Origin of the sequence: Xanthomonas euroxanthea, assembly GCF_903989455.1 — a bacterium.
Lineage (GTDB): Bacteria > Pseudomonadota > Gammaproteobacteria > Xanthomonadales > Xanthomonadaceae > Xanthomonas > Xanthomonas euroxanthea.
The window spans coordinates 1,885,620-1,907,197 of sequence record NZ_LR861803.1 but is presented as its reverse complement, the minus strand read 5'-3'; the positions used below and the strand labels follow the sequence as shown (position 1 = coordinate 1,907,197).

At 66.4% G+C, this 21,578-nt stretch carries 17 protein-coding genes, 1 tRNA gene and 1 other RNA gene; 11 read left to right on the top strand and 8 right to left on the bottom strand.

The annotated features are described in order from the left end of the window. Positions 1-163: 163 nt before the first annotated feature. The 8 genes from pstS (H7A86_RS08175) to rnt all read left to right on the top strand — a co-directional run bounded on the left by pstS (H7A86_RS08175) (position 164) and on the right by rnt (position 7,419). Positions 164-1,183: a phosphate ABC transporter substrate-binding protein PstS gene (gene pstS / locus H7A86_RS08175; RefSeq protein ID WP_180708081.1), complete on the top strand. Its 1,020-nt coding sequence runs from the start codon at positions 164-166 to the stop codon at positions 1,181-1,183. 187 nt (positions 1,184-1,370) lie between these two features. Further along, positions 1,371-2,462: a phosphate ABC transporter substrate-binding protein PstS gene (pstS, locus tag H7A86_RS08170; protein ID WP_104648424.1), complete on the top strand. Its 1,092-nt coding sequence runs from the start codon at positions 1,371-1,373 to the stop codon at positions 2,460-2,462. A 112-nt stretch (positions 2,463-2,574) separates the two neighbouring features. Next, entirely contained in the window at positions 2,575-3,549 is a 975-nt protein-coding gene (gene pstC / locus H7A86_RS08165) for a phosphate ABC transporter permease subunit PstC (RefSeq protein WP_006450306.1), read from the top strand. Next, positions 3,549-4,412 carry a phosphate ABC transporter permease PstA gene (gene pstA, locus H7A86_RS08160; protein WP_039511726.1) on the top strand — a complete coding sequence of 288 codons (864 nt, stop codon included), beginning with the start codon at positions 3,549-3,551 and terminating at the stop codon, positions 4,410-4,412. The genes pstC and pstA overlap by 1 nt, the downstream gene beginning before the upstream one ends. A gap of 22 nt (positions 4,413-4,434) precedes the next feature. Then, complete coding sequence (gene pstB / locus H7A86_RS08155) at positions 4,435-5,265, top strand: phosphate ABC transporter ATP-binding protein PstB (RefSeq protein ID WP_104582775.1); 831 nt, start codon at positions 4,435-4,437, stop codon at positions 5,263-5,265. A gap of 129 nt (positions 5,266-5,394) precedes the next feature. Continuing rightward, positions 5,395-6,105 carry a phosphate signaling complex protein PhoU gene (phoU, locus tag H7A86_RS08150; RefSeq protein WP_005994733.1) on the top strand — a complete coding sequence of 237 codons (711 nt, stop codon included), beginning with the start codon at positions 5,395-5,397 and terminating at the stop codon, positions 6,103-6,105. Positions 6,106-6,232: 127 nt separating this feature from the next. Then, positions 6,233-6,631, top strand: coding sequence for an RcnB family protein (locus H7A86_RS08145; protein ID WP_119132255.1), 399 nt, complete (start codon positions 6,233-6,235; stop codon positions 6,629-6,631). A gap of 140 nt (positions 6,632-6,771) precedes the next feature. After that, positions 6,772-7,419 (top strand): ribonuclease T, encoded by a 648-nt coding sequence (gene rnt / locus H7A86_RS08140; protein WP_104582773.1) that lies wholly within the window; start codon positions 6,772-6,774, stop codon positions 7,417-7,419. A 203-nt stretch (positions 7,420-7,622) separates the two neighbouring features. On the opposite strand, the gene H7A86_RS08135 is transcribed toward rnt, so the two are convergent. From H7A86_RS08135 to rnr, 5 genes are all read right to left on the bottom strand, one after another. Beyond that, entirely contained in the window at positions 7,623-10,655 is a 3,033-nt protein-coding gene (locus tag H7A86_RS08135; protein ID WP_119132256.1) for a ligand-binding sensor domain-containing diguanylate cyclase, read from the bottom strand. A 260-nt stretch (positions 10,656-10,915) separates the two neighbouring features. Continuing rightward, positions 10,916-10,990: non-coding RNA, sX9 sRNA (locus H7A86_RS08130), on the bottom strand. Positions 10,991-11,057: 67 nt separating this feature from the next. Next, positions 11,058-11,807 (bottom strand): 23S rRNA (guanosine(2251)-2'-O)-methyltransferase RlmB, encoded by a 750-nt coding sequence (rlmB, locus tag H7A86_RS08125; protein WP_104532424.1) that lies wholly within the window; start codon positions 11,805-11,807, stop codon positions 11,058-11,060. Between the two features lie 173 nt (positions 11,808-11,980). Beyond that, complete coding sequence (locus tag H7A86_RS08120) at positions 11,981-12,454, bottom strand: GFA family protein (RefSeq protein ID WP_119132257.1); 474 nt, start codon at positions 12,452-12,454, stop codon at positions 11,981-11,983. 137 nt (positions 12,455-12,591) lie between these two features. After that, positions 12,592-15,138, bottom strand: a complete 2,547-nt coding sequence (rnr, locus tag H7A86_RS08115; protein ID WP_119132258.1) for a ribonuclease R — start codon at positions 15,136-15,138, stop codon at positions 12,592-12,594. Positions 15,139-15,259: 121 nt separating this feature from the next. Between rnr and H7A86_RS08110 the strand changes: the two genes are divergently transcribed. After that, positions 15,260-15,346: transfer RNA gene (locus H7A86_RS08110), tRNA-Leu, on the top strand. Positions 15,347-15,565: 219 nt separating this feature from the next. Here the strand turns inward: H7A86_RS08110 and H7A86_RS08105 are convergent. The 3 genes from H7A86_RS08105 to H7A86_RS08095 form a co-directional block, all read right to left on the bottom strand. Continuing rightward, positions 15,566-17,089, bottom strand: coding sequence for a platelet-activating factor acetylhydrolase IB subunit (locus tag H7A86_RS08105; RefSeq protein ID WP_180708080.1), 1,524 nt, complete (start codon positions 17,087-17,089; stop codon positions 15,566-15,568). Between the two features lie 334 nt (positions 17,090-17,423). Next, positions 17,424-17,489, bottom strand: coding sequence for a hypothetical protein (locus H7A86_RS21230; RefSeq protein ID WP_411863078.1), 66 nt, complete (start codon positions 17,487-17,489; stop codon positions 17,424-17,426). A 74-nt stretch (positions 17,490-17,563) separates the two neighbouring features. After that, positions 17,564-18,712 carry an acyl-CoA dehydrogenase family protein gene (locus tag H7A86_RS08095; protein ID WP_119132261.1) on the bottom strand — a complete coding sequence of 383 codons (1,149 nt, stop codon included), beginning with the start codon at positions 18,710-18,712 and terminating at the stop codon, positions 17,564-17,566. A gap of 122 nt (positions 18,713-18,834) precedes the next feature. Here H7A86_RS08095 and H7A86_RS08090 point away from each other — a divergent pair, with 122 nt between their 5' ends. After that, a complete protein-coding gene (locus H7A86_RS08090) occupies positions 18,835-19,830 on the top strand; it encodes an ArsR/SmtB family transcription factor (protein WP_164740041.1) in 996 nt (331 codons plus the stop codon). Continuing rightward, on the top strand, positions 19,827-20,966 hold the full coding sequence (locus H7A86_RS08085) for a homocysteine S-methyltransferase family protein (protein WP_119132262.1): 1,140 nt from the start codon (positions 19,827-19,829) through the stop codon (positions 20,964-20,966). The genes H7A86_RS08090 and H7A86_RS08085 overlap by 4 nt, the downstream gene beginning before the upstream one ends. Positions 20,967-21,578 lie beyond the last annotated feature (612 nt).

Here is a 21,578-nt window from a genome sequence, read left to right as displayed (position 1 = left end):
CTGCTGTGGGCGCGCCATGGCGGCGACCCGCCTGGCCCGGCAATGCGCCCGGCCGCAACGCCGTCATCTGCATGTCATCTCTTCGACACCGCGCGGTCATGCCCCTGCCCTGCAATGGCGCGACCCCGGGACGTCCTCATCCCTTCGCTACAGGAGCTGTTCCGTGATCCACTCTCTGAAGACCCGTCTGGCCGTCGGCGTGCTCACCGCCTCGCTGGCCTTGTGCGCCCAGGCCGCCGATGTCACCGGCGCCGGTGCCTCGTTCATCTACCCGGTGATGTCCAAGTGGTCGGCCGACTACAACGCGGCCACCAAGAAGCAGGTCAACTACCAATCGATCGGTTCGGGCGGCGGCATCGCCCAGATCAAGGCAGCCAGCGTGGATTTCGGCTCGTCCGATGCGCCGCTCAAGCCGGAAGAACTGGCCGCGGCCGGCCTGGCACAATTTCCGTCGGTGATCGGCGGTGTGGTGCCGGTGGTCAACGTGCCCGGCGTGGCGGCAGGCGCGCTGAAGCTGGACGGCAAGACCCTGGGCGACATCTTCCTGGGCAAGGTCAGCACCTGGAACGATCCGGCGATCGCCGCGCTCAACCCGGGCGTGAAGCTGCCCGAGGGCAAGATCACCGTGGTGCATCGCTCCGACGGTTCGGGCACCAGCTTCAACTTCACCAACTACCTGTCCAAGGTCAACCCGGACTGGAAGGGCAAGGTCGGCGAAGGCACCGCGGTGCAGTGGCCGACCGGCATCGGCGGCAAGGGCAACGAGGGCGTGGCTGCGTACGTGAAGCAGATCAAGGGCGGCATCGGCTACGTCGAGCTGTCGTATGCGCTGCAGAACAAGATGGCCTACACCGCGATGAAGAACGCCGCCGGCAAGTTCGTGCAGCCGTCCGACGAGACCTTTGCCGCCGCTGCCAACAGCGCCGACTGGGGCAACAGCAAGGACTTCTACCTGGTGATGACCAATGCCTCCGGCGACAACGCCTGGCCGATCACCGCCACCAACTTCATACTGGTGCAGAAGAAGCCGAAGAACCCGGCCGGCCTCAAGAACACGCTGGAGTTCTTCCGCTGGGTCTACAGCAAGGGCGATGCGCAGGCCAAGCAGCTGGACTACGTGCCGCTGCCGGACAGCCTGGTGACCCAGATCGAAGGCTACTGGGCCAAGAACCTGCCCAAGTAACGCCACGCACAGCAACAGGAACGACGCCGTCTCTCTCCCCGGCGTCGGCACCGGGACGCGGCCCCACGGGGGTCGCGTCTTTTTTGTGATGCCTTCTCCAAAAGGCACTGTCATGCACGTGTAACAAAAACATCATTTCATAGCGTGGTCTGCCGGGTCCCCCGGCCAATCCAGCCTCGGAGCTTCCATGAAACTGCAGTCGGCCAGCCTGACCGCCCTGTCCCTCACCATCGCCCTCGCCCTGGCCGCCTGCTCGCCCGGCAAGGATGCGCAGTCCGGCGATACCGCCAAGGGCGCGCCCAGCGCGGGCGCCACCGCCAGTGACAGCAAGAGCGCCGAAATCTCCGGCGCCGGTGCATCCTTCATCTATCCGCTGGTCTCCAAGTGGTCGGCCGACTACAACGCCGCCACCGGCAACAAGGTGAACTATCAGTCGATCGGCTCCGGCGGCGGCATCGCGCAGATCAAGGCCGGCACGGTGGACTTCGGTTCCACCGACAAGCCGCTGGACAGCGCCGAACTGCAGCAGGCCGGTCTGGGCCAGTTCCCGTCGGCGATCGGCGGCGTGGTGCCGGTGGTGAACCTGGAAGGCATCGCACCGGGCAAGCTGCGCCTGACCGGCGCGCTGCTGGGCGACATCTTCCTGGGCAAGGTCACGATGTGGAACGATGCGGCGATCGTGGCGGCCAATCCGGGCGTGACCCTCCCGGCCACCAAGATCAACCTGGTGCATCGCTCCGATGGCTCGGGCACCACCTTCAACTTCTCCAACTACCTGTCCAAGGTCAGCCCGGAGTGGAAGAGCAAGGTCGGCGAAGGCACCTCGGTGCAGTGGCCCGGCGGCGTCGGCGGCAAGGGCAATGAAGGCGTTGCCTCGTACGTGCAGCAGATCAAGGGCTCGATCGGCTATGTCGAACTGGCCTACGCCCTGCAGAACAAGATGCCCTACGCCTCGCTGCAGAATGCCGCCGGCCAGTGGGTGGAGCCGAACGCGGAAAGCTTCGCCGCCGCTGCGGCCAGCGCCGACTGGGCCAACGCCAAGGATTTCAACCTGGTGATCACCAACGCACCGGGCGAGAAGGCCTGGCCGATCACCGCCACCAACTTCATGCTGATGCACAAGCAGCCCAAGGATGCGGCGCGCAGCAAGGCGACGCTGGACTTCTTCAAGTGGGCGCTGGACAACGGCCAGGCCCAGGCCAGCGAACTGCATTACGTGCCGCTGCCGCCGGAGCTGGTGCAGCAGATCCAGGCCTACTGGGCCAGCGAGTTCAAGTGATGCCCTGCACCCGCTGTGATGGCGGGTTGCGCTGCGGTGAGGTGCCTGCGGGCGCCTCGCCGTTCCTGCTGTCTCACGCTCCCGCCAGTGCGCGGGTGACGAGTCCAATCGAATGAATGCCACCGCCATTCCCGAAGCGATGACCGCCCCGCGCGGCCGCGACCTGCGCGATGCACGTGCCGATCGCCTGTTCAAGCTTGCGCTGGCCGCCACGGTCGTCTTCGTCCTGTTGGCGCTCGGCAGCGCCGCGCTGTCGATGCTGTGGGGCGGACGCCATGCCTTGCAGATGCAGGGCCTGAGCTTTTTCTATTCCGCCGACTGGAATCCGGTGGAAAACAAATACGGCGCGCTGGCGCCGATCTACGGCACCCTGGTCACCGCATTGATTGCGATGGTGATTGCGGTGCCGGTGAGCTTCGGTATCGCGTTCTTCCTCACCGAGGTGGCGCCGCGCTGGTTGCGTGGCCCGGTCGGCACTGCGATCGAACTGCTGGCCGGCATCCCGTCGATCATCTACGGCATGTGGGGCCTGTTCGTGCTGGTGCCGGTGATGACCGAGCACGTGACGCCCTGGCTCAACGATCACCTTGGCACGCTGCCGCTGATCGGCCCGTTGTTCCAGGGCCCGCCGCTGGGAATCGGTCTACTGACCGCAGGCTTCGTGCTGGCGATCATGGTGATTCCGTTCATCTCCTCGGTGATGCGCGAAGTGTTCCTGACCGTGCCGACGCGCCTGAAGGAATCGGCGTACGCGCTGGGGTCGACCAAGTGGGAAGTCAGCTGGGACATCGTGCTGCCCTACACCCGCTCCGCGGTGATCGGCGGTGTGTTCCTGGGCCTGGGCCGTGCGCTGGGCGAGACCATGGCGGTGGCGTTCGTGGTCGGCAACACGGTGCGGCTGTCACCGTCGCTGCTGGAGCCCGGCACCACCATCGCCGCGTTGATTGCCAATGACTTCGGCGAGGCCACCGAAACCTATCGTTCGGCATTGCTGCTGCTGGGGTTTGTGCTGTTTATCGTGACCTTCATCGTGCTGGCGATCGCGCGTTTCATGCTGATGCAGCTGTCGCGTCGGGAGGGCAACTGATGTCCTCGGTCTCGCAATCACTGTACAACCGCCGCCGCGTGACCAACGCGATCGCCCTGTTGCTGTCGTGCGTCACCGCGGTGTTCGGCCTGTTCTTCCTGGCCTGGATCCTGTGGACCCTGTTGTCCAAGGGCGTGCCGGGCATCGACGTCAACCTGTTTACCAAGATGACACCGCCGCCGATGCAGGAAGGCGGCCTGCTCAACGCCTTCTTCGGCAGTGCGGTGATGTGCGGCCTGGCACTGGCGATCGGCACGCCGCTGGGCATTGCCGCCGGTACCTGGCTGGCCGAGTACGGCAATGCACGCAAGGCCGGGCTGGTGGTGCGTTTCGTCAATGACATCCTGTTGTCGGCACCGTCGATCGTGCTGGGCCTGTTCGTCTACACGCTGTACGTGATGCAGACCGGCGGGCGCTTCTCCGCGTTTGCCGGCGCGCTGTCGCTGGCCTTCATCGTGCTGCCGGTGGTGGTGCGCACCACCGACGAAATGCTGCGTCTGGTGCCGGCGCAGATGCGCGAAGCGGCGCTGTCGCTGGGCATTCCGCAGTGGAAGGTGACCGTGCAGGTGCTGTATCGCGCCGCCTCGGCCGGCATTCTCACCGGCATCCTGCTGGCCCTGGCCCGCATCAGCGGCGAAACCGCGCCGTTGCTGTTCACTGCCTTCGGCAACCAGTACTGGAACAGCAATGTGTTCCAGCCGATGGCCAGCGTGCCGGTGATCATGAATCAGTTCGCCGGCAGCCCCTATGAGACCTGGCAGACCCTGGCCTGGTCCGGCGCGCTGGTGCTGACCGTGTTCGTGCTGCTGGTGAGCCTGGGCGCGCGTGCCCTGCTATTGCGCAACAAGATCTCCAATGACTGACCTCTCCCTCCGGACACCCCACATGAACGATCTCCAAAACGCCATGCCGATGCATCGCATCGCCGTTCCGGCCGCCAAGGGGGCACCGACCGCACAGGCGCCGGTGAAGGTGGCCGCACGCAACCTGGATTTCTATTACGACAAGTACCACGCGCTCAAGGGCATCAACATCGAGATTCCGGAAAAGCGCGTCACCGCGCTGATCGGGCCTTCCGGTTGCGGCAAGTCGACCCTGCTGCGCATCTTCAACCGCATCTATGCGCTGTATCCGAAGATGGAGGCGCGCGGCGAAGTATTGCTGGACAACGAAAACATCCTCTCGCCGAAGTACCCGATGAACCGGCTGCGCAGCAAGGTCGGCATGGTGTTCCAGAAGCCGGTGCCGTTTCCGATGACGATCTTCGAAAACGTCGCCTACGGCATCCGTCACCACGAAAAACTGTCCAAGGCCGACATGCAGAACCGTGTCGAGCAGGCGCTGCGCCAGGGCGCGCTCTGGGACGAGGTCAAGGACAAGCTGGGGCAAAGCGCGCTGGGCCTGTCCGGCGGCCAGCAGCAGCGGCTGTGCATTGCACGCGCCGTGGCGCTACGGCCGGATGTGTTGCTGCTGGACGAACCGACCTCGGCGCTGGATCCGATTTCCACCAGCCGCATCGAGCAACTGGTGGAAGAGCTCAAGCGCGAGTACACCATCGTGATCGTGACCCACAACATGCAGCAGGCCGCGCGCGTGTCCGACTACACCGCCTTCATGTATCTGGGCGACCTGATCGAACACGACCGCACCGAAACGATTTTCTCCCAGCCGTCCAAGCAGCAGACCGAGGACTACATCACCGGTCGTTTCGGTTGATGTAAGGCGGGCGCCGCATCCCGCATCGACGCCGCTTCGCCGCACCCTTGCCCTGCACGACATCCCCCTCACCTGCGATGTCGCCAAGGTGAAGGCGGACACCCACCACCGCCACGAATCGAGACCACGATGAACCAGCACCTCAACGACCATATCGTCAAAAGCTACGACGAGGAGCAGCACCGTCTTGTCGCCGAGATCGTGCGCATGGGCGACACGGCGGTGGCGCAGCTGGAAGCCGCACTGGATGTGGTGGAACGTCGCGACGACAACGCCGCACATCGCATCGTGGTCAACGACGAGGCGATCGATGCGCTGGAGCATGCGATCAGCCACGACGTGATGCGGCTGGCGTTGCGTGGCCCGATGGCGCGCGACCTGCGCGAGATCCTGGCCGGCCTGCGCATTCCGGCCGATATCGAACGCATCGGCGATTACGCGGCCAATGTCGCCAAGCGCTCGATCGCGCTCAATTCGGCACCGCCGCTGCCGCAGACGGTGGGCCTGCGTGCACTTGGCCAGATGGCGGCCGACGCCGTGCGCGAGGCGGTGCAGGCATACCGCAACAAGGATGCCGATGCGGCCATCCGCGTACGCGATGAAGATGCACGCCTGGATGCGCAATACACCGCGCTGTTTCGCGAGTTGCTGACCTACATGATGGAAGACCCGCGCAACATCACCCCGTGCACGCACCTGCTGTTCATGGCCAAGAACCTGGAGCGCATCGGCGACCACGCCACCAATATCGCCGAGAACGTGTGGTTCCTGGTCCATGGCGAGCAGCCGCTGCCGCCGCGCCTGAAGCGCGACGACACCAGCACCACCGGCGTCATCTGATCCGCCCGGCCTGCGACACCTGCAGGCACGCTGCGAACACGCGCAAAGGCCCTGATCATTACGTATTCAGCAAATTGCGCCTAGGGTGCAATCACACAGGCTGTTCCTGTGACGCAGGAGTACGCAGATGAAACGCATCATCGGATCCCTCATGGTTGTGTCGCTGCTGACGTCCGGGGCAGCGTTCGCTGCGCCGCAACAGCATGACGACCGCGATCAGCGCGCGCAGCACCACGACGCGCGTGGTCCGGACCGTGGCGATGAGCATCGCGACGACAGGCACGATGACAGGCGTGACCACCGCCCTGGCGCGCACAACGACGACCACCGCAACGATCGTCGTGGCCCGCCCTATCGGCGCGGCGAACGTCTGGCACCGGACCATCGCGGCACACGCGTGGCCGACTACCGCAAGCATCATTTGCATGCGCCGCAGCGCGGCCACGAGTGGCGCCGCGTGGACAACAACTACGTGCTGATTGCGGTGGCCACCGGCCTGATCGCAAGTGTGGTTGCCGCCCGCTGAGGCCAGCGCTTGCGATGCGAGGTTATCGGGCCCGATCCGTGGCAACACGGGTCGGGCTTTTGTTTGCCCGATCGCCAGTGCAGACGTGCGGGCAAGCTGCCGGCTGCCACGATCGGGCCGGTCGTGCGACCTGCTAGGCTATGCCGATGAACGCACCGGTCGACCTGCCACCTGCCCCCTCCTTCCTGCCCATGTCGCGGCGCTTTCGCGGCTACCTGCCCGTGGTGGTGGATGTGGAAACGGGAGGATTCGACTGGAACAGGCACGCCCTGCTGGAAATCGCCTGCGTGCCGATCGAGATGGATGCCGACGGGCGGTTCTTCCCCGGCGAGACCGCCAGCGCGCATCTGGTGCCGGCGCCAGGGCTGGAGATCGACCCGAAGTCGCTGGAGATCACCGGCATCGTGCTCGACCATCCGTTCCGTTTCGCCAAGCAGGAAAAGGACGCGCTGGACCACGTGTTCGCACCGGTGCGCGCGGCAGTGAAGAAGTACGGCTGCCAGCGCGCGATCCTGGTCGGGCACAACGCGCATTTCGATCTGAACTTCCTCAACGCCGCGGTTGCGCGCGTCGGCCACAAACGCAATCCATTCCATCCGTTCAGCGTGTTCGACACCGTGACCCTGGCCGGCGTGGCCTACGGGCAGACCGTGCTGGCGCGCGCGGCACAAGCCGCGGGCCTGGACTGGAACGCCGCCGACGCGCATAGCGCGGTCTACGACACCGAACAGACCGCGCGGCTGTTCTGCACGATTGCCAATGCGTGGCCGGGGCCTAGCGCGGGCTGATCGAGCCGGGAATCGGGAATCGGGATTGGGGAATCGCAAGAGCAGCGAGGCTTCCTGCTTGAGAAATCAGCAGTTAGTGGCGCCGCCGTGTGGCCGTGCCCTCATCCGCCCTTCGGGCACCTTCTCCCGCAGGAGAAGGAAAGCGCCAGGCACCTTGCTCTGCGATTCCCGATTCCCGATTCCCGACTCCCCAATCCCAGCACCTAACCCACACAGATCCGGTCGCGCCCCGCGCTCTTGGCCTGGTACAGCGCCTGATCGGCGCGCTGCATCAGCGATGAGCCGGTGTCGTCATCGCGCAACTCGGCCACGCCGGCACTGAAGGTCACCTGCAGGCCGTCCACGCCGCCCCAGTCGTGGCGCGCATGGAACAGCTCGCGGATGCGCTGGCATAGCGCCTGCGCATCGTCCAGCGTCGTATCGGCCAGCAGCAGCGCGAACTCTTCGCCGCCCAGGCGTGCCGGCAGGTCCGATGCGCGCGCGGCGGCCGTCAGCAGCACGCCGACGTCGTGCAGTACCGCATCGCCGCTGGCGTGCGAGTAGTGGTCGTTGATGCGCTTGAAGTGGTCGATGTCCAGAATCGCCAGCACCAACGGGCGCGTGCTGCGGCGTGCGCGGCTGATGTCGCGCGCCAGTGCCTCGTCGAAATGCCGGCGGTTGGGCAGCCCGGTCAGGGCGTCCTCGTGCGCCTGGCGCTCGAACACGTCGGACTTGATGCGCAGCCGCGTCAGCAGCTCGCTCTTTTCCTGGTTGGCCTGCAGCAGGCGCTGTGCCTGCAATTGCAGATCTTCGGTGCGTATGCGCACCAGCTCGGCCAGGCGCGCGTTATGGGTCTTGTAGCGGCGCAGCAGGAAGCGATACACCAACGCGAGTGCAAACATCGCGCCCAGTACCGCGGCAAAGCGCACGTCCTGGCGCTGCCACCACAGCGGCAGCACCTCGAATGCCCACATCGCCTCGTGCGTGCTCCACGCACCGCCGGGGTGACGGGCCGCCACATGCAGACGGTAGCGTCCCGGCGGCAGGCCGATGAACTCCACGCTGCGTTGCCGGCCACGCTCGATCCAGTCGTTGTCCAGGCCTTCCAGGCGCGTGCGGTACTCGATGCGCTCCGGCAGCAGGAAGCTCATGCCGACGTAGGACACGTTCAGCCGATGCCCGCCCGGTAGCCGTGCCTGCTGCCGCCATGTCAGCGGACGTGCGTCCTGTTGCACGCTCTCGATCACTGCAGGCGGTGCGGGCCGCTCGCGAAAGCGCTGCAGGCGCGCCGGGTCGACCGTGCTCACGCCGCCGGCGGTGACCACCCAGATCGAGCCATCGGCACGCTTGATCATGCTCGGCCCGGAGCTGCCGTTGGCCTGCGCGTTGCCCATGCCGTCGATCTCGCCATAGCGTTCGATGACCAGCCGGCCGCGCCCATCGGCAACCGCGTCGAGCAGCATCAGTGGCGTGCGCAGTACGCCGCGATTGCTGCTGATCCAGGCGTTGCCGAATCGGTCGTCGACCAGCTGGAACACCGTATCGACCGGCATGCCCTGCTCCAGGCCCACGCGTGCGAGCCTGCCGTTGCGCATGCGGTACAGGCCGCGATCGGTGGAGATCCAGACAGCGTCACCGATGCGCTGAAAACCGAACACACTCCGCGCGCCGCCCTGGGCTTCCAGATCCAGCTGCTGCAGCTTTCCGTTGCGCAGCACCGCCGCGCCGTCGACCGAGCCAATCCACAGCGCGCCATCGATGCTGGCCAGTGCGGTCACGACCCCGTCCGGCAGGCCTTCGACGGCCAGGGACTGGCGCCTGCCGTCGACCAGCTTCACCACCCCGCGCTGCGTGGCCAGCCACACCACGCCGGGGTCTTCGGTCACGATGGCGCGGATATGCCCGCTGGGAATGCCCTCGGCATCGCCGTAATGCCGCAGCAGGCGTCCGTTGCGCAACACGAAGACGCCATCGGCATAGGTGCCCACCCACAGATCGCCGCGCCGATCCAGCGCCAGGCTGAGCACCGAGAGCTTGCGCCCGGATGGTGTGGCCACCGCCACCGGCACGATGCGTCCGTCCGGCAGCATGCGATCCAGGCCGGCGGTGCCGGCGATCCACAGACTGCCGTCGTGGTCTTCCAGCACGGCACGGGCGTAGTCGCCGCTCAGGCCATCGCGCTGGCTGTAGCTGCTGAACAGGGTTTCGCGCAGGCGAAACAGCCCGCCGTTTGCACCGACCCAGATGCTGCCTTCGGCATCCTCGCGCAGGCTGACGATGCGCCCGGTCGGCAGGCTGCGACCGGCCGGCAAGTGCTCCACCCCATGACTGCCGATGCGCAGCAGCCCCTGATTTTCGCTGCCCAGCCACAGGTCGCCGTGGCGATCCTGCAACATCGCCGTGAAGTGGCCTTGCCCGGGCACACGATGCACCAATTCGGCGGACTCGCCCTTCAGCCGGTACAGCTGCTCGCCGGCGACGACCCACAGCGTGCCGTCCGCTGCGCGGTACGGCCATGCCAGCCCTGGCGGCAGGCCGAATGCGGCCGGGGCACGATGCATGCGTCCGTCCGGTTCGCGGTAGATCAGGCCGTCCAGCGTGCCGATCAGCAGCCGGCCGCGGTCATCGAACGCCATGCGCGGAAAGCTGCTCTGCAGCGGCACGCCATCACGCGGCGGAAAGTACTCAAAGCGCCCATCCGGCCACAGGCAGCCCAGCCCGTGTCCCTCGAACAGCAGCCACATGCGACCGCGCGCATCCATGGTCATCGCATGGATCAGCGCCTGCGGCCACTGCCCTTGCCGCTGCCAGTGCCGCCACTGCCCATCGCTGCCATGACGCACCAGATTGCCGCGCGCATCGCTGAGCCACAGCGCACCATCGCGGTCGACGTACAAGGCACCGACGCCGTTGTCGGGCAAGCCAGGACGCGTGCTGCGGTCGATGATGCTGAATTCCAGGCCGTTGTAACGCACCAGCCCTTCCCAGGTGGCGAACCACAGGTAGCCGTCGCGGGTCTGGGCGATATCGCGCAGCGAGTTGTGCGGCAGGCCGTTACGCGAGCTCCAGCTGTCGATCGCGTAATCGCGCAGTGGCGCCGTGCCGGCCGGTGCAGCCAGTGCCGCGAGCGAGCACAGCGCCAGCAGCATGCAGACAACGGCACCGAGCCAGCGCTGCGGCCGCTTGCCTCCCCGTGCCGACGCCTTGGCATCGCATCCGTTCTCGCCCGTCGACCAGGCCCCCGCCCCATCTCTCATCAGACATAACACGCCGTTCGCTAGCGATATGGTAGGCAAAAACGGGCACGCGCGCCGGTGGATCTCCACATGCCTGGACGAAAGTCATCTGCAGCGCGCTACCTGCGCGCCCGGCACTGCAGCGGCAAGTGCACCGGCGCCATGGTTTGCGCAGATCGGCTGCTGCGTGAGTGCGCGGATCGCGCCGCGCCGCACGCGCGATCTCGCCATGCCGATCGACCTGCGCGGTTCGCCATTGGCACGCACGTGCAATTCAAAGTGGTTTGCAACACAGGGCGAACAGTCGCCAGCTGGATGCGGACGACGCGCAGCAAGCGCAGTGCACGTTGGCGCATGCCGAGTCAGGGCATCGGCCGCTTCCGCGCCCACCTAGCGGTGAGCGCAGTCGTTTCGGTCGCCGCTTCAGGCGCCCAGGCGCTGGCGTACCGCTTCGAACAGGGTCACGCCGGCGGCCACCGACACGTTGAGGCTTTCGATATCGCCCGGCATCGGAATCTTGACCAGGCCGTCGCAGTGCTCGCGGGTGAGGCGCCGCAGGCCATCGGCCTCGCCACCAAGCACCAGCCCGACATTGCCGCGCAGGTCCACGCTGTACAGCGAGGCCTCGGCTTCGCCGGCCAGGCCGTACAGCCACACGCCCTGCTTTTGCAGGTCGCGCAGGCAACGCGCCAGATTGGTCACCGCCACCACCGGAATACGGTCGGCCGCACCGGCCGAGGTCTTGCGCACGGTTGCGTTGACCGTGGCCGACTTGTCCTTGGGAATGACCACTGCCGTGACGCCGGCGGCGGCAGCGCTGCGCAGGCATGCACCGAGATTGTGCGGGTCCTGCACGCCGTCGAGGATCAGCAGCAGCGCGCGTCCCTCGGCCGCGGTCACCAGCGCCTCGAGCTCGTTCTCGGCCCACAGGCGCGCTGCCGCATAACGCGCGACCACGCCCTGGTGGCGCACCTGGCCACCGACGCCATCGAGTGCCTGGGTGTTGACCCGGCGCACGTCGATACCCTTGCGGCGGGCCTGCTCCTCGATCTCGATCAGGCGCGGATTCTTGCTGCCGGCCTCGATCAATACCTCGCGCACGTTGTCGGCGTCGTTCTCGACGGACGAGGCGACGGCGTTGACGCCGACGATCCACTGATTCTGCTTGCTCATTGCGCGGGAATACGAAGCGATAAAGGGAGAATGGTAGGGCCTGCGGCCTGCCACGTCACGGGCGGACTCTCGCTACGAGCACCACATGCCAGTCGCAGCGCAACGGAAGTGGCCGTCGCCGCGACGCGCAGTTCAACGCGCCAGCTCGACAAACGCCGATGCGGCTGCCAGGGTCACGCAGGCCAGCGGTCGGTATCGTGATCCGGATGCTGGCGCGACACCAGTGCAGCCAGAAACGCCGGCGCCTGCGGGTCGTCCTCGGTGCGATGTGCCGGCAACGCGCCCAATGTGTCGACAAACGGCAGTTTGCCCTCGATCCCGTACTGGATCACCGGCGGCAGCAACGCGGGCGTGTCGAAGCTGCCGGCGGCAATGGCCAGGCCGTCAGGCGCCTCGTAGGTCAGCGGCGTTCCGCAGTCGGCACAGAATCCACGCTGCACCAGCGAGGAAGACGCAAAGCGCCTGGGCTCGCCGCGTGTCCAGGCGAACTCGGCGCCGCGCACCGACACCAGCGGCGCGTAATACGCACCGAAGGCCTTCTGGCACATGCGGCAGTGGCAGATCGAGGCGTCCGACAACCGGCCGCGCACGTGGAAACGCACCGCACCGCATTGGCAACCACCGCTGTACCCGATTGCTGTGTCCATCGTTGCCTCTGCGCCATTGAAGACGGGTGACTCGTGCACATTGCGCGCTTTTGCACGCAACACCCTGCACGCGTGGCCAGCGATCCCTACGCATCGCGAGCGGCCGCCAGGCGACGGCTCGCGACGATGCCACCGTGTTAGTGCTGCTTCTTCCTGCGCTTGGCCGGCTGATCGCGTGGCGGCAGCGGCGATTCGGGCGAATCGCCACGGTCCTCGGCCAGGCGGAAGTCGATCTTGCGTTCTTCCATGCTGGCCTTGAGCACCAACACCCGCACCGGGTCGCCCAGGCGGAATGCGCGGCCGCGGCGCTCGCCACTGAGCGTCTTGCGGATCGGATCGAACTGGTAATAGTCCTGCGGCAACTGGGTGACATGCACCAGGCCATTGACCTTGGATTCGTTCAATTCCACGAACAGGCCGAATCCGGTCACGCCACTGATCACGCCGTCGAACTGGCCGCCGACATGCTTTTCCATCCACGCGGCGCGATAACGCTCGTCGACTTCGCGTTCGGCTTCGTCGGCACGCCGGCCACGCTCGGAACACTGCAGCGACAACGCTGCCATCTGACGCGGGGTGTAGATGTACTTTTCCGGGCTGGCGCCGGTCAACGCGTGCTTGATCGCGCGGTGCACCAGCAGGTCCGGATACCGGCGGATCGGCGAGGTGAAGTGCGCATACGCCTCCAGCGCCAGACCGAAATGACCGTTGTTGTCGGGCGAATACACCGCCAGGCTCTGGCTGCGCAGCAGCACCGACTCCAGCAGCGCCGCATCGGGGCGCGCACGCACCTTCTTCAGCAACTTGGTGTAGTCGCCGGGACGCACCTTGCTCCATGCCGGCAGGCTCAGCTGGAATTCCTTGAGGAACTCCAGCAGGTCTTCGTACTTGCTCTCCGGCGGCCGCTCGTGCACGCGGTACGGTGCAGGCACATGCATGCTCAGCAGGTAACGCGCGGCTTCGACGTTGGCGGCGATCATGCATTCTTCGATCAGCTTGTGCGCGTCGTTGCGCACCAGCATGCCGGCCTGGGTGACCTCGCCGGTATTGTCGAGCACAAAGCGCACTTCGGAAGTTTCGAACTCGATCGCGCCGCGCTGCGTGCGCGCCTTCGACAGCACGTTGTACAGCTGATGCAGGCGCTGCACCTGCGGCAGCAACGGGCCGATGAAGGCCTTGGTATCGGCATCGTCTTCGCCGACCGCCTTCCAGACCTGGTTATAGGTCAGGCGCGCATGCGAGTTCATCACCGCTTCGTAGAAACGCGAGCCGGTGACTTCGCCGTCGCGACCGACCTGCATGTCGCAGACAAAGCACATGCGGTCGACCTTGGGCATCAGCGAGCAGATGCCGTTGGACAGCGTCTCCGGCAGCATCGGCACCACGAAACCCGGGAAGTACACCGAGGTGGCGCGCTTTTGCGCCTCGTCGTCCAGTGGCGTGCCGGGACGCACATAGTTGGACACGTCGGCGATCGCCACCACCAGGCGGAACCCGTCGGCGTTGGGTTCGCAATACACCGCGTCGTCGAAATCCTTGGCGTCCTCGCCATCGATGGTGACCAGCGGCATCTGCCGCAGATCCACACGCCCGCCGACCATCTGCGGCTCGACCACCAACGGCACCGCCGCGGCTTCGTCCAGCACTTCCTGCGGGAATTCGTGCGGCAGCTCATGGCCATGGATGGCCATTTCCACCACCAGCGACGGCGTCAGCTTGTCGCCGAGCACCGCGATGATCTTGCCGATCGCCGGGCGCCGGGCGTCCGGCGGCGCGATCAGTTCGCACACCACCAACTGCCCCTCGCGCGCCTCGCCGATGCCGTCCGGTGCGATCTGCACGTTGCGTTGCACGCGCTTGTCGTCCGGGTCGACATAGGCCACGCCATGCTCGTAGAAAAAGCGCCCGAGCATGCGTGACATGCGGCGCTCGAGCACGCGGGCAATCGCACCTTCGCGACGGCCGCGGCGGTCGATGCCGGTGACATTGGCCAGCGCACGATCGCCGTGCATGACCTTGCGCATTTCGTACGGCGGCAGGAACAGGTCGTCCCCACCTTCGTCCGGCTTGAGGAAGCCGAAGCCTTCCGGGTTGGCGATCACCACACCCGCAATCAGGCTGGTCTGCTGCACCGGCGCGTAGCCGCCGCGGCGGTTCTGCACCAGCTGCGCTTCGCGCACCATCGCTGCCAGGCGCTTGCCCAGCGCGTCGATGCGGTCGCTGAGGTTGAGTTGTTCGGCGATTTCCTCGGCGGTCTGCGGGCCGTCGCAGGCATCGAGCAGCTGCAGGATGGCCTCGCGGCTGGCGATCGGCTCGGCGTAGCGCAGTGCTTCGCGATCGGCATGCGGGTCCTTGAACCCGGCCGCTGGTGCGGGCGCTTCGGTCGGCGCCTGTTGGAAGCGTTCCGGCGGCGGCGCCGGCGGGCCGCTCTTGCGCGGATGCGGTGCGCGTGGTGCCGGCGGCGTGGGCAGCGCGGGCGCTACCGGCAGCTCGGGCGAGGCATTGGCGGCCTTGTCGGCAGCGCGTTTGTTCGCGGACTTGGTCGACGCGCCGGCGGCGGCGCGGACCAGGAAGTCCGGCATCCAGCCCGGCAACTTCTGTTTTTCGGCGGTGGTGGCATCGCCCGGGCTGGTGGACTTGCGGCGACTGGGCCGATCGGAATCTGGGGTGTTTTTCTTTGTCATTGCTTACATGGTACCCCTTGCGGCCGCGACATGGGCAGCACGCCTTGCCCGGTCGGTCGCAATTGCTGCGTGCCAGGCATTGACAAGCCTGCCGGGAATCTGCAAAATTCGCGGCTCACCTGCCCAGGTGGCGGAATTGGTAGACGCACTAGCTTCAGGTGCTAGCGGGGGCAACTTCGTGGAGGTTCGAGTCCTCTTCTGGGCACCAGTTTAAAAAGACCTCCGAGCAATCGGGGGTCTTCTGGTTTCTGGGGTCAGGAAAGTCGTGATCGGGGGCGGTGCGCCGCGTTGCCGGCCGCCGGGAGCCTGCCGTTGATCGGCGGCCGAAGCTTGATTCCGCCTGCGCCGTGCTCGGCAACGCCGCAACAGGCCAGCCTGCTGCTGACGGTGGCGCCCTCGTCGACACCACCGTCTGCAGCGGGGGCCGTCAGGGCGCCGCCGTAATACCCGCCTCGCGCAGCGCCGTCGCCCAGATCGCGTACCCGGTCTCACTGGGATGGGTGCCGTCGGGCATCAGCGCCTCGGGCAAGGTTCCGTCCGGTTGCAGCATCCGAGGGCCGATATCGAGCAGACGCACCGACGGATCCTTGCCGTAACGCGCGGCCAGCAGCCGGTTGGTCTCGGCAATGGGTGCGCGCTGCGCATCCCCGGCATGGCGACCGCGCGGCATGATCGCCATCAGGATCAGCTGGCTCCTGGGCAAACGACGACGCACCTCGCTCACCACCGCCTCCACGCCCTGTGCGGTCTCGGCCGGCGTGGCCGCGCGCGCTTGCGCGGTGCCGGTGAGGTTGTTGGTACCGATATGCAGCACCACCCAGCGCGGGTCCAGGCCGTCGAGCTCGCCCTGGCGGATCCGCCACAGCACGTTCTGGGTGCGGTCCCAACCGAAGCCCAGATTCAGCACCGGGCGCCGGCCGTACAACCAGCGCCAGGACTCGGGCCCGCTGACACGCGTGGCCAGCGGCGGGCCCGCCCAGAAATGCGTGATCGAATCGCCGATCACCACCACCTGGGGCGCAAGCGCGCGCGCTTCAGCCAGCGCCGCATGGTGACGTGCATACCAGTCGTAGGAATCCTGCTCCAGCCGGTCGACCGGAATCAGCGAGGTCGCAAAGTCGCGGCCCAGCTGTGCAACCGGTTTGACTGGCGGCTCGCCGAGCAGGCGCGCCAGGGTCGGTTCGATCGCCTCGGCCAGCATGCGTTGACCTTGCGTGTCCGGATGCAGGGCACCGGCCGGCGGGCGGAAGCGGGTGTCGTAGAACAGCTCGCTGCGCAGCTTGCCATCGCGCCGGAAGATCGACCCCACATCCAGATAGGTCACGCGCGGATTGTCGCCGTAGCGCACCGCCAGGCCCTGGTTGATCTGCGCATCGCGGCGCGACTTCTCGCTGGAGATGTCGCTGGGCAGCACGCCCACCAACAGGATCTGCGTGCGCGGCAATTTCTGTTCGACCGCCGCGACCACCGCATCGATGCCGAGCTGGGCCTGCTCTGCGGTCTGGCCGAGATGGCCGGTGTTGTTGGTACCGATCAACACCAGCGCGACCTTGGGTTGCAGACCGTCGACCTCGCCATTGGCCAGCCGCCACAGCACGTTCTCGGTGCCGTCGCCGCTGAAGCCCAGGTTGAGCGCGCCACGGCTGCCGTAGAAGGTCTGCCAGGTCGGCTGGAAATCTTCGTCAGGCGCCTTGGCTTTTTCGTAGTTCTGGGTGATCGAATCGCCGATCAACAGCAGCGGGGTGTCAGGGTGCTGGCGCACCTGCTCCAGCACCTGCGCATGTCGCTGCGCCCACCACGCCTCCTGCAGGCGGTCGGTGGGCACGATCGAAGGTGGCGGCGTCTGTGCGCTTGCCGCGGCGCAGACCAGCAACAGGCCACAACACACCAGCACCGGCGCGATGGCAGACAGCGAAAGACGAGGAAACACAGCGTGCAAAGACCGGAGCATGCGCGCACCAGAGGCTGGAGAAGCCACGATTGTGATCCGCGCGCGCCGCGCACCACAAGCGTGGACGCAGCCACCCGCCATGTCGGGCTGCGACGTGCTTGTGGTATGTCGGCGCCAGGCCACTGATACGGCGCATCTGTGATGCCGGATCGCTCATGCTTGCGTAGGAGCGCGCTTACGCGCGATGCGGCGTTATCGGTAACGCTTCATCGCGCGCAAGCGCGCTCCTACCTGGCAGTGGGAAGCAATCGCCTCCATCAAGGCACCGGATCGAGCGCTGCGCACCTCGGGCCAATGGAGTCGGCACCCGGCGGCGCGCTGCCGAACTAGTTACTCAGCGCAGGCCGGTCTCGGCGCGCGCGATCACCAGGCGCTGGATTTCCGAGGTGCCCTCGTAGATCTCGGTGATCTTGGCGTCACGGAGAACGCTTCAGCGTTGCCGCGCCCTGCGGCAGCGCTGGAGCGTGGCCGACCTCAGCGCAGGCCGGTCTCGGCGCGCGCAATCACCAGGCGCTGGATTTCCGAGGTGCCCTCGTAGATTTCGGTGATCTTGGCGTCGCGGAAGTAACGCTCCAGCGGCATTTCCTTGGAATAGCCCATGCCACCATGGATCTGTACCGCCTGATGGGTGATCCACATCGCCGCTTCCGAGGCGGTGAGCTTGGCCACGGCCGCTTCGGTGCCGAACTTCTGGCCCTGCCCCTTCAACCAGGCCGCGCGCAGCGTCAGCAGCAACGCTGCGTCCAGCTTGCACTTCATGTCGGCGATCTTGGCCTGGGTCATCTGGAAGGTACCGATGGCCGCGCCGAACGCCTTGCGCTCCTTGACATACGCCAACGTGGCTTCGTACGCCGCACGCGCGATGCCAACCGCCTGCGAGGCGATGCCGATGCGCCCGGCATCGAGCACGCTCATCGCGGTCTTGAAGCCCTCGCCCTCCACGCCCAGCACTTCATCGGGCTGGGCGATGTAATCGGCGAACTCGATCTCGCAGGTGGCCGAGGCGCGAATGCCGAGCTTGGGCTCGGTCTTGCCGCGATGGAAACCGGGGCGATCGGCATCGACCATGAAGGCGGTGATGCCGCGCGCGCCCTTGTCCGGCTCGGTCACCGCAAACAACACGATGTACTTGGCGACCGGGCCGGAGGTGATCCAGCTCTTCTTGCCGTTGATCACGAAGCTGCCATCGGCCTGCCTGACCGCGCGGCACCGCATGGCCGACGCATCAGAACCCGACTGCGGCTCGGTCAACGCGAATGCGCCAATCTGCGCACCTTCGGCAATCGCGCGCACGTACAGCTGTTTCTGCGCTTCGCTGCCGTTCTTCAGGATACCGGTGCAGAACAGCGAGTTGTTGACCGACACGATGGTGGAATGCGCGCCGTCGGCAGCGGCGATCTCGATCATCGCCAGTGCGTAGCTGATCGGGTCCATGCCGGCGCCACCGTACTCGGCCGGCACCTCGATGCCCATCAGGCCGTTCTCGCCAAGCAGGCGGATGTTCTCCAGCGGAAACTCGCCGCTGCGATCGAACTGCTCCGCGCTGGGGGCGATCTTTTCCTGGGCGATGCGGCGCGCCACATCCTGGATCATCAATTGTTCTTCGGTAAAGCTGAAATCCACGTGGCACCCCTCCAGGCCTAGGCTGAGCGCCCATTGTAGCCCCAACCATTCGCATGCGTATGTAGTTGACCCCACACCCTGCCCGGTCGAAAATATCTCCATATCGCGATATAGAGATATTCATGGATCTGGAAGACTGGTCGGCGCGCCTGAAGGTATTTGCCGACGCCACCCGCGTCCGCCTGCTGACATTGCTGGAGCAGGAAGAACTCACCGTGGCCGAGCTGTCGGCGATCACCCGCCTGGCGCAGCCGCGCGTGTCCACGCATCTGGCCAAGCTCAAGGAAGCCGGGCTGGTGCGCGACCGCCGCGCCGGCGTGTCGGCCTATTACCGTTTCGATGAGGTGTCGCTGGACCCGGCGCAGCGCGCCCTGTGGCTGGCGCTGAGCACCGGCAGCGACGATCCGCTGCTGCGCCAGGACGCCGAGCGGGTGGCCGCGGTGCTGGCCAACCGCGCCGCCGACCAGAATTGGGCCGATTCGGTGGCCGGCGACATGGAGCGGCATTATTCCCCCGGTCGCACCTGGGAAGCGCTGGCGCGCACCGCCCTGCCCTTGCTGGAAACCGGCGACGTGCTCGACATCGCCTCCGGCGACGGCGTGCTGGCCGAGCTGGTGGCACCGCATGCCACCCGTTACATCTGCATCGACACCAGCGCGCGCGTGGTCGCCGCCGCCAGCGAGCGCCTGCGCAAGCTGCGCAATGTGGAAGTGCGCGAAGGCGACATGCATGCGCTGCCGTTTCCTGATGCCAGCTTCGACCTGGTGGTGCTGATGCATGCGCTCACCTACGCAGCCAAGCCCGCGCAGGCGGTGGCCGAATCCGCGCGCGTGCTGCGCCCCGGCGGCCGGCTGCTGCTGTGCAGCCTGGCCAAGCACGAACACCGCGCCGCGGTGCATGCCTATGGCCACGTCAATCTCGGCTTTGCGGCCAAGGAACTGCGCAAGTTCGCCGAGAAAGCCGGGCTGGACGTGTCCAGCCTGGAAACGGTGACGCGCGAGAAGCGCCCGCCGCATTTCGAGGTGATTTCGTTGATTGCGGTGAAGCCGGGGATCGGGAGTCGGGAATCGGGATTGGTTGAAAGCAAAGGCGCTGCTTTGCGGAGAGCTGAATCATGACGCATGTATCCAATCCCCAACCTCCAATTCCGTTTGCGCTGCCGTGGCTGCATCCCGAGCGCGCCGCCAAACTCACAGCCGCGCTTGCCGAACGCATCCTCATCATCGATGGCGCAATGGGCACCATGATCCAGCGTCACGGGCTGCAGGAGCCAGACTATCGCGGCACCCGCTTTGCCGACGGGTACGACAGCACGCAGGTACACGTGCATGGCCCCGGCTGCGATCACGCACACGTGCCGCAAGGCCACGACCTGAAAGGCAACAACGACCTGCTGTTGCTGTCGCGCCCGGAGATCATCGCCGGCATCCACCGCGCCTATCTGGACGCCGGGGCCGACCTGCTGGAAACCAATACCTTCAATGCGACCTCGGTGAGCCAGGCCGACTATCACCTGGAACATCTGGTCTACGAATTGAACAAGGCCGGCGCGCAGGTCGCGCGTGCGTGCTGCGATGAAGTCGAGGCGCTGACCCCACACAAGCCGCGCTTCGTGATCGGCGTGCTCGGCCCCACCAGCCGCACCGCCTCGATCAGCCCGGACGTCAACGACCCCGGCTATCGCAACACCAGCTTTGACGCATTGCGCGACACCTATCGCGAGGCCATCGACGGCCTGATCGACGGCGGTGCCGACACGCTGATGGTGGAAACCATCTTCGACACGCTCAACGCCAAGGCCGCGCTGTATGCGATCGAGGAAGTGTTCGAAGCGCGCGGCGGGCGGCTGCCGGTAATGATCTCCGGCACCATCACCGATGCATCCGGACGCACCTTGTCCGGCCAGACGGCGGAAGCGTTCTACGCCTCGGTCGCGCACGGGCGGCCGCTGTCGGTGGGCCTGAACTGCGCGCTCGGCGCCAAGGATCTGCGCCCGCATGTGGAGACCTTGTCGCAGATCGCCGACGCGTATGTCAGCGCGCATCCCAATGCCGGCCTGCCGAATGCCTTCGGCGAATACGACGAAACCCCGGAAGAAATGGCGCAGACCTTGCGCGAGTTCGCGCAGGCCGGCCTGCTCAACCTGGTCGGCGGCTGCTGCGGCACCTCGCCGGATCACATCCGCGCCATCGCCGAGGCGATGGCCGACCTGCCGCCGCGGCAGTTGCCTGGCGCGCAGGAGCTGGCCGCGTGATGCGGCAGGCACACCCTCATCCGCCCTTCGGGCACCTTCTCCCGCAAGCGGGAGAAGGGCAGTGCATGGCGTGGCTTGCCACGAAGACGCCCCGTGCGCAGCACAGCACCCTTCTCCCGCCCGCGGGAGGAGGACGGCGCATGGCTTGGCTTGCCACGAAGACACTCCGTGCGCAGCACAGCACCCTTCTCCCGCCCGCGGGAGAAGGACGGCGCATTGCCTGGCTTGCCACGAAGACGCCCCGTGCGCAGCACAGCACTCTTCTCCCGCAAGCGGGAGAAGGGCAGCGCATGGCTTGGCTTGCTACGAAGACACTCCGTTCGCAGCACAGCACCCTTCTCCCGCTCGCGGGAGAAGGACAGCGCATGGCGTGGCTTGCCACGAAGACGCCCCGTGCGCAGCACAGCACCCTTCTCCCGCCCCCGGGAGAAGGACAGCGCATGGCTTGGCTTGCCACGAAGACGCTCCGTGCGCAGCACAGCACCCTTCTCCCGCCTGCGGGAGAAGGTGGCGCGCAGCGCCGGATGAGGGCCGCGGTGTCTCGCGCCCCATGGCCAGGCCGCGAGGAACGCCCACGCACCAAGACCAATCGCGCCGCCGTCAACGTCCAGC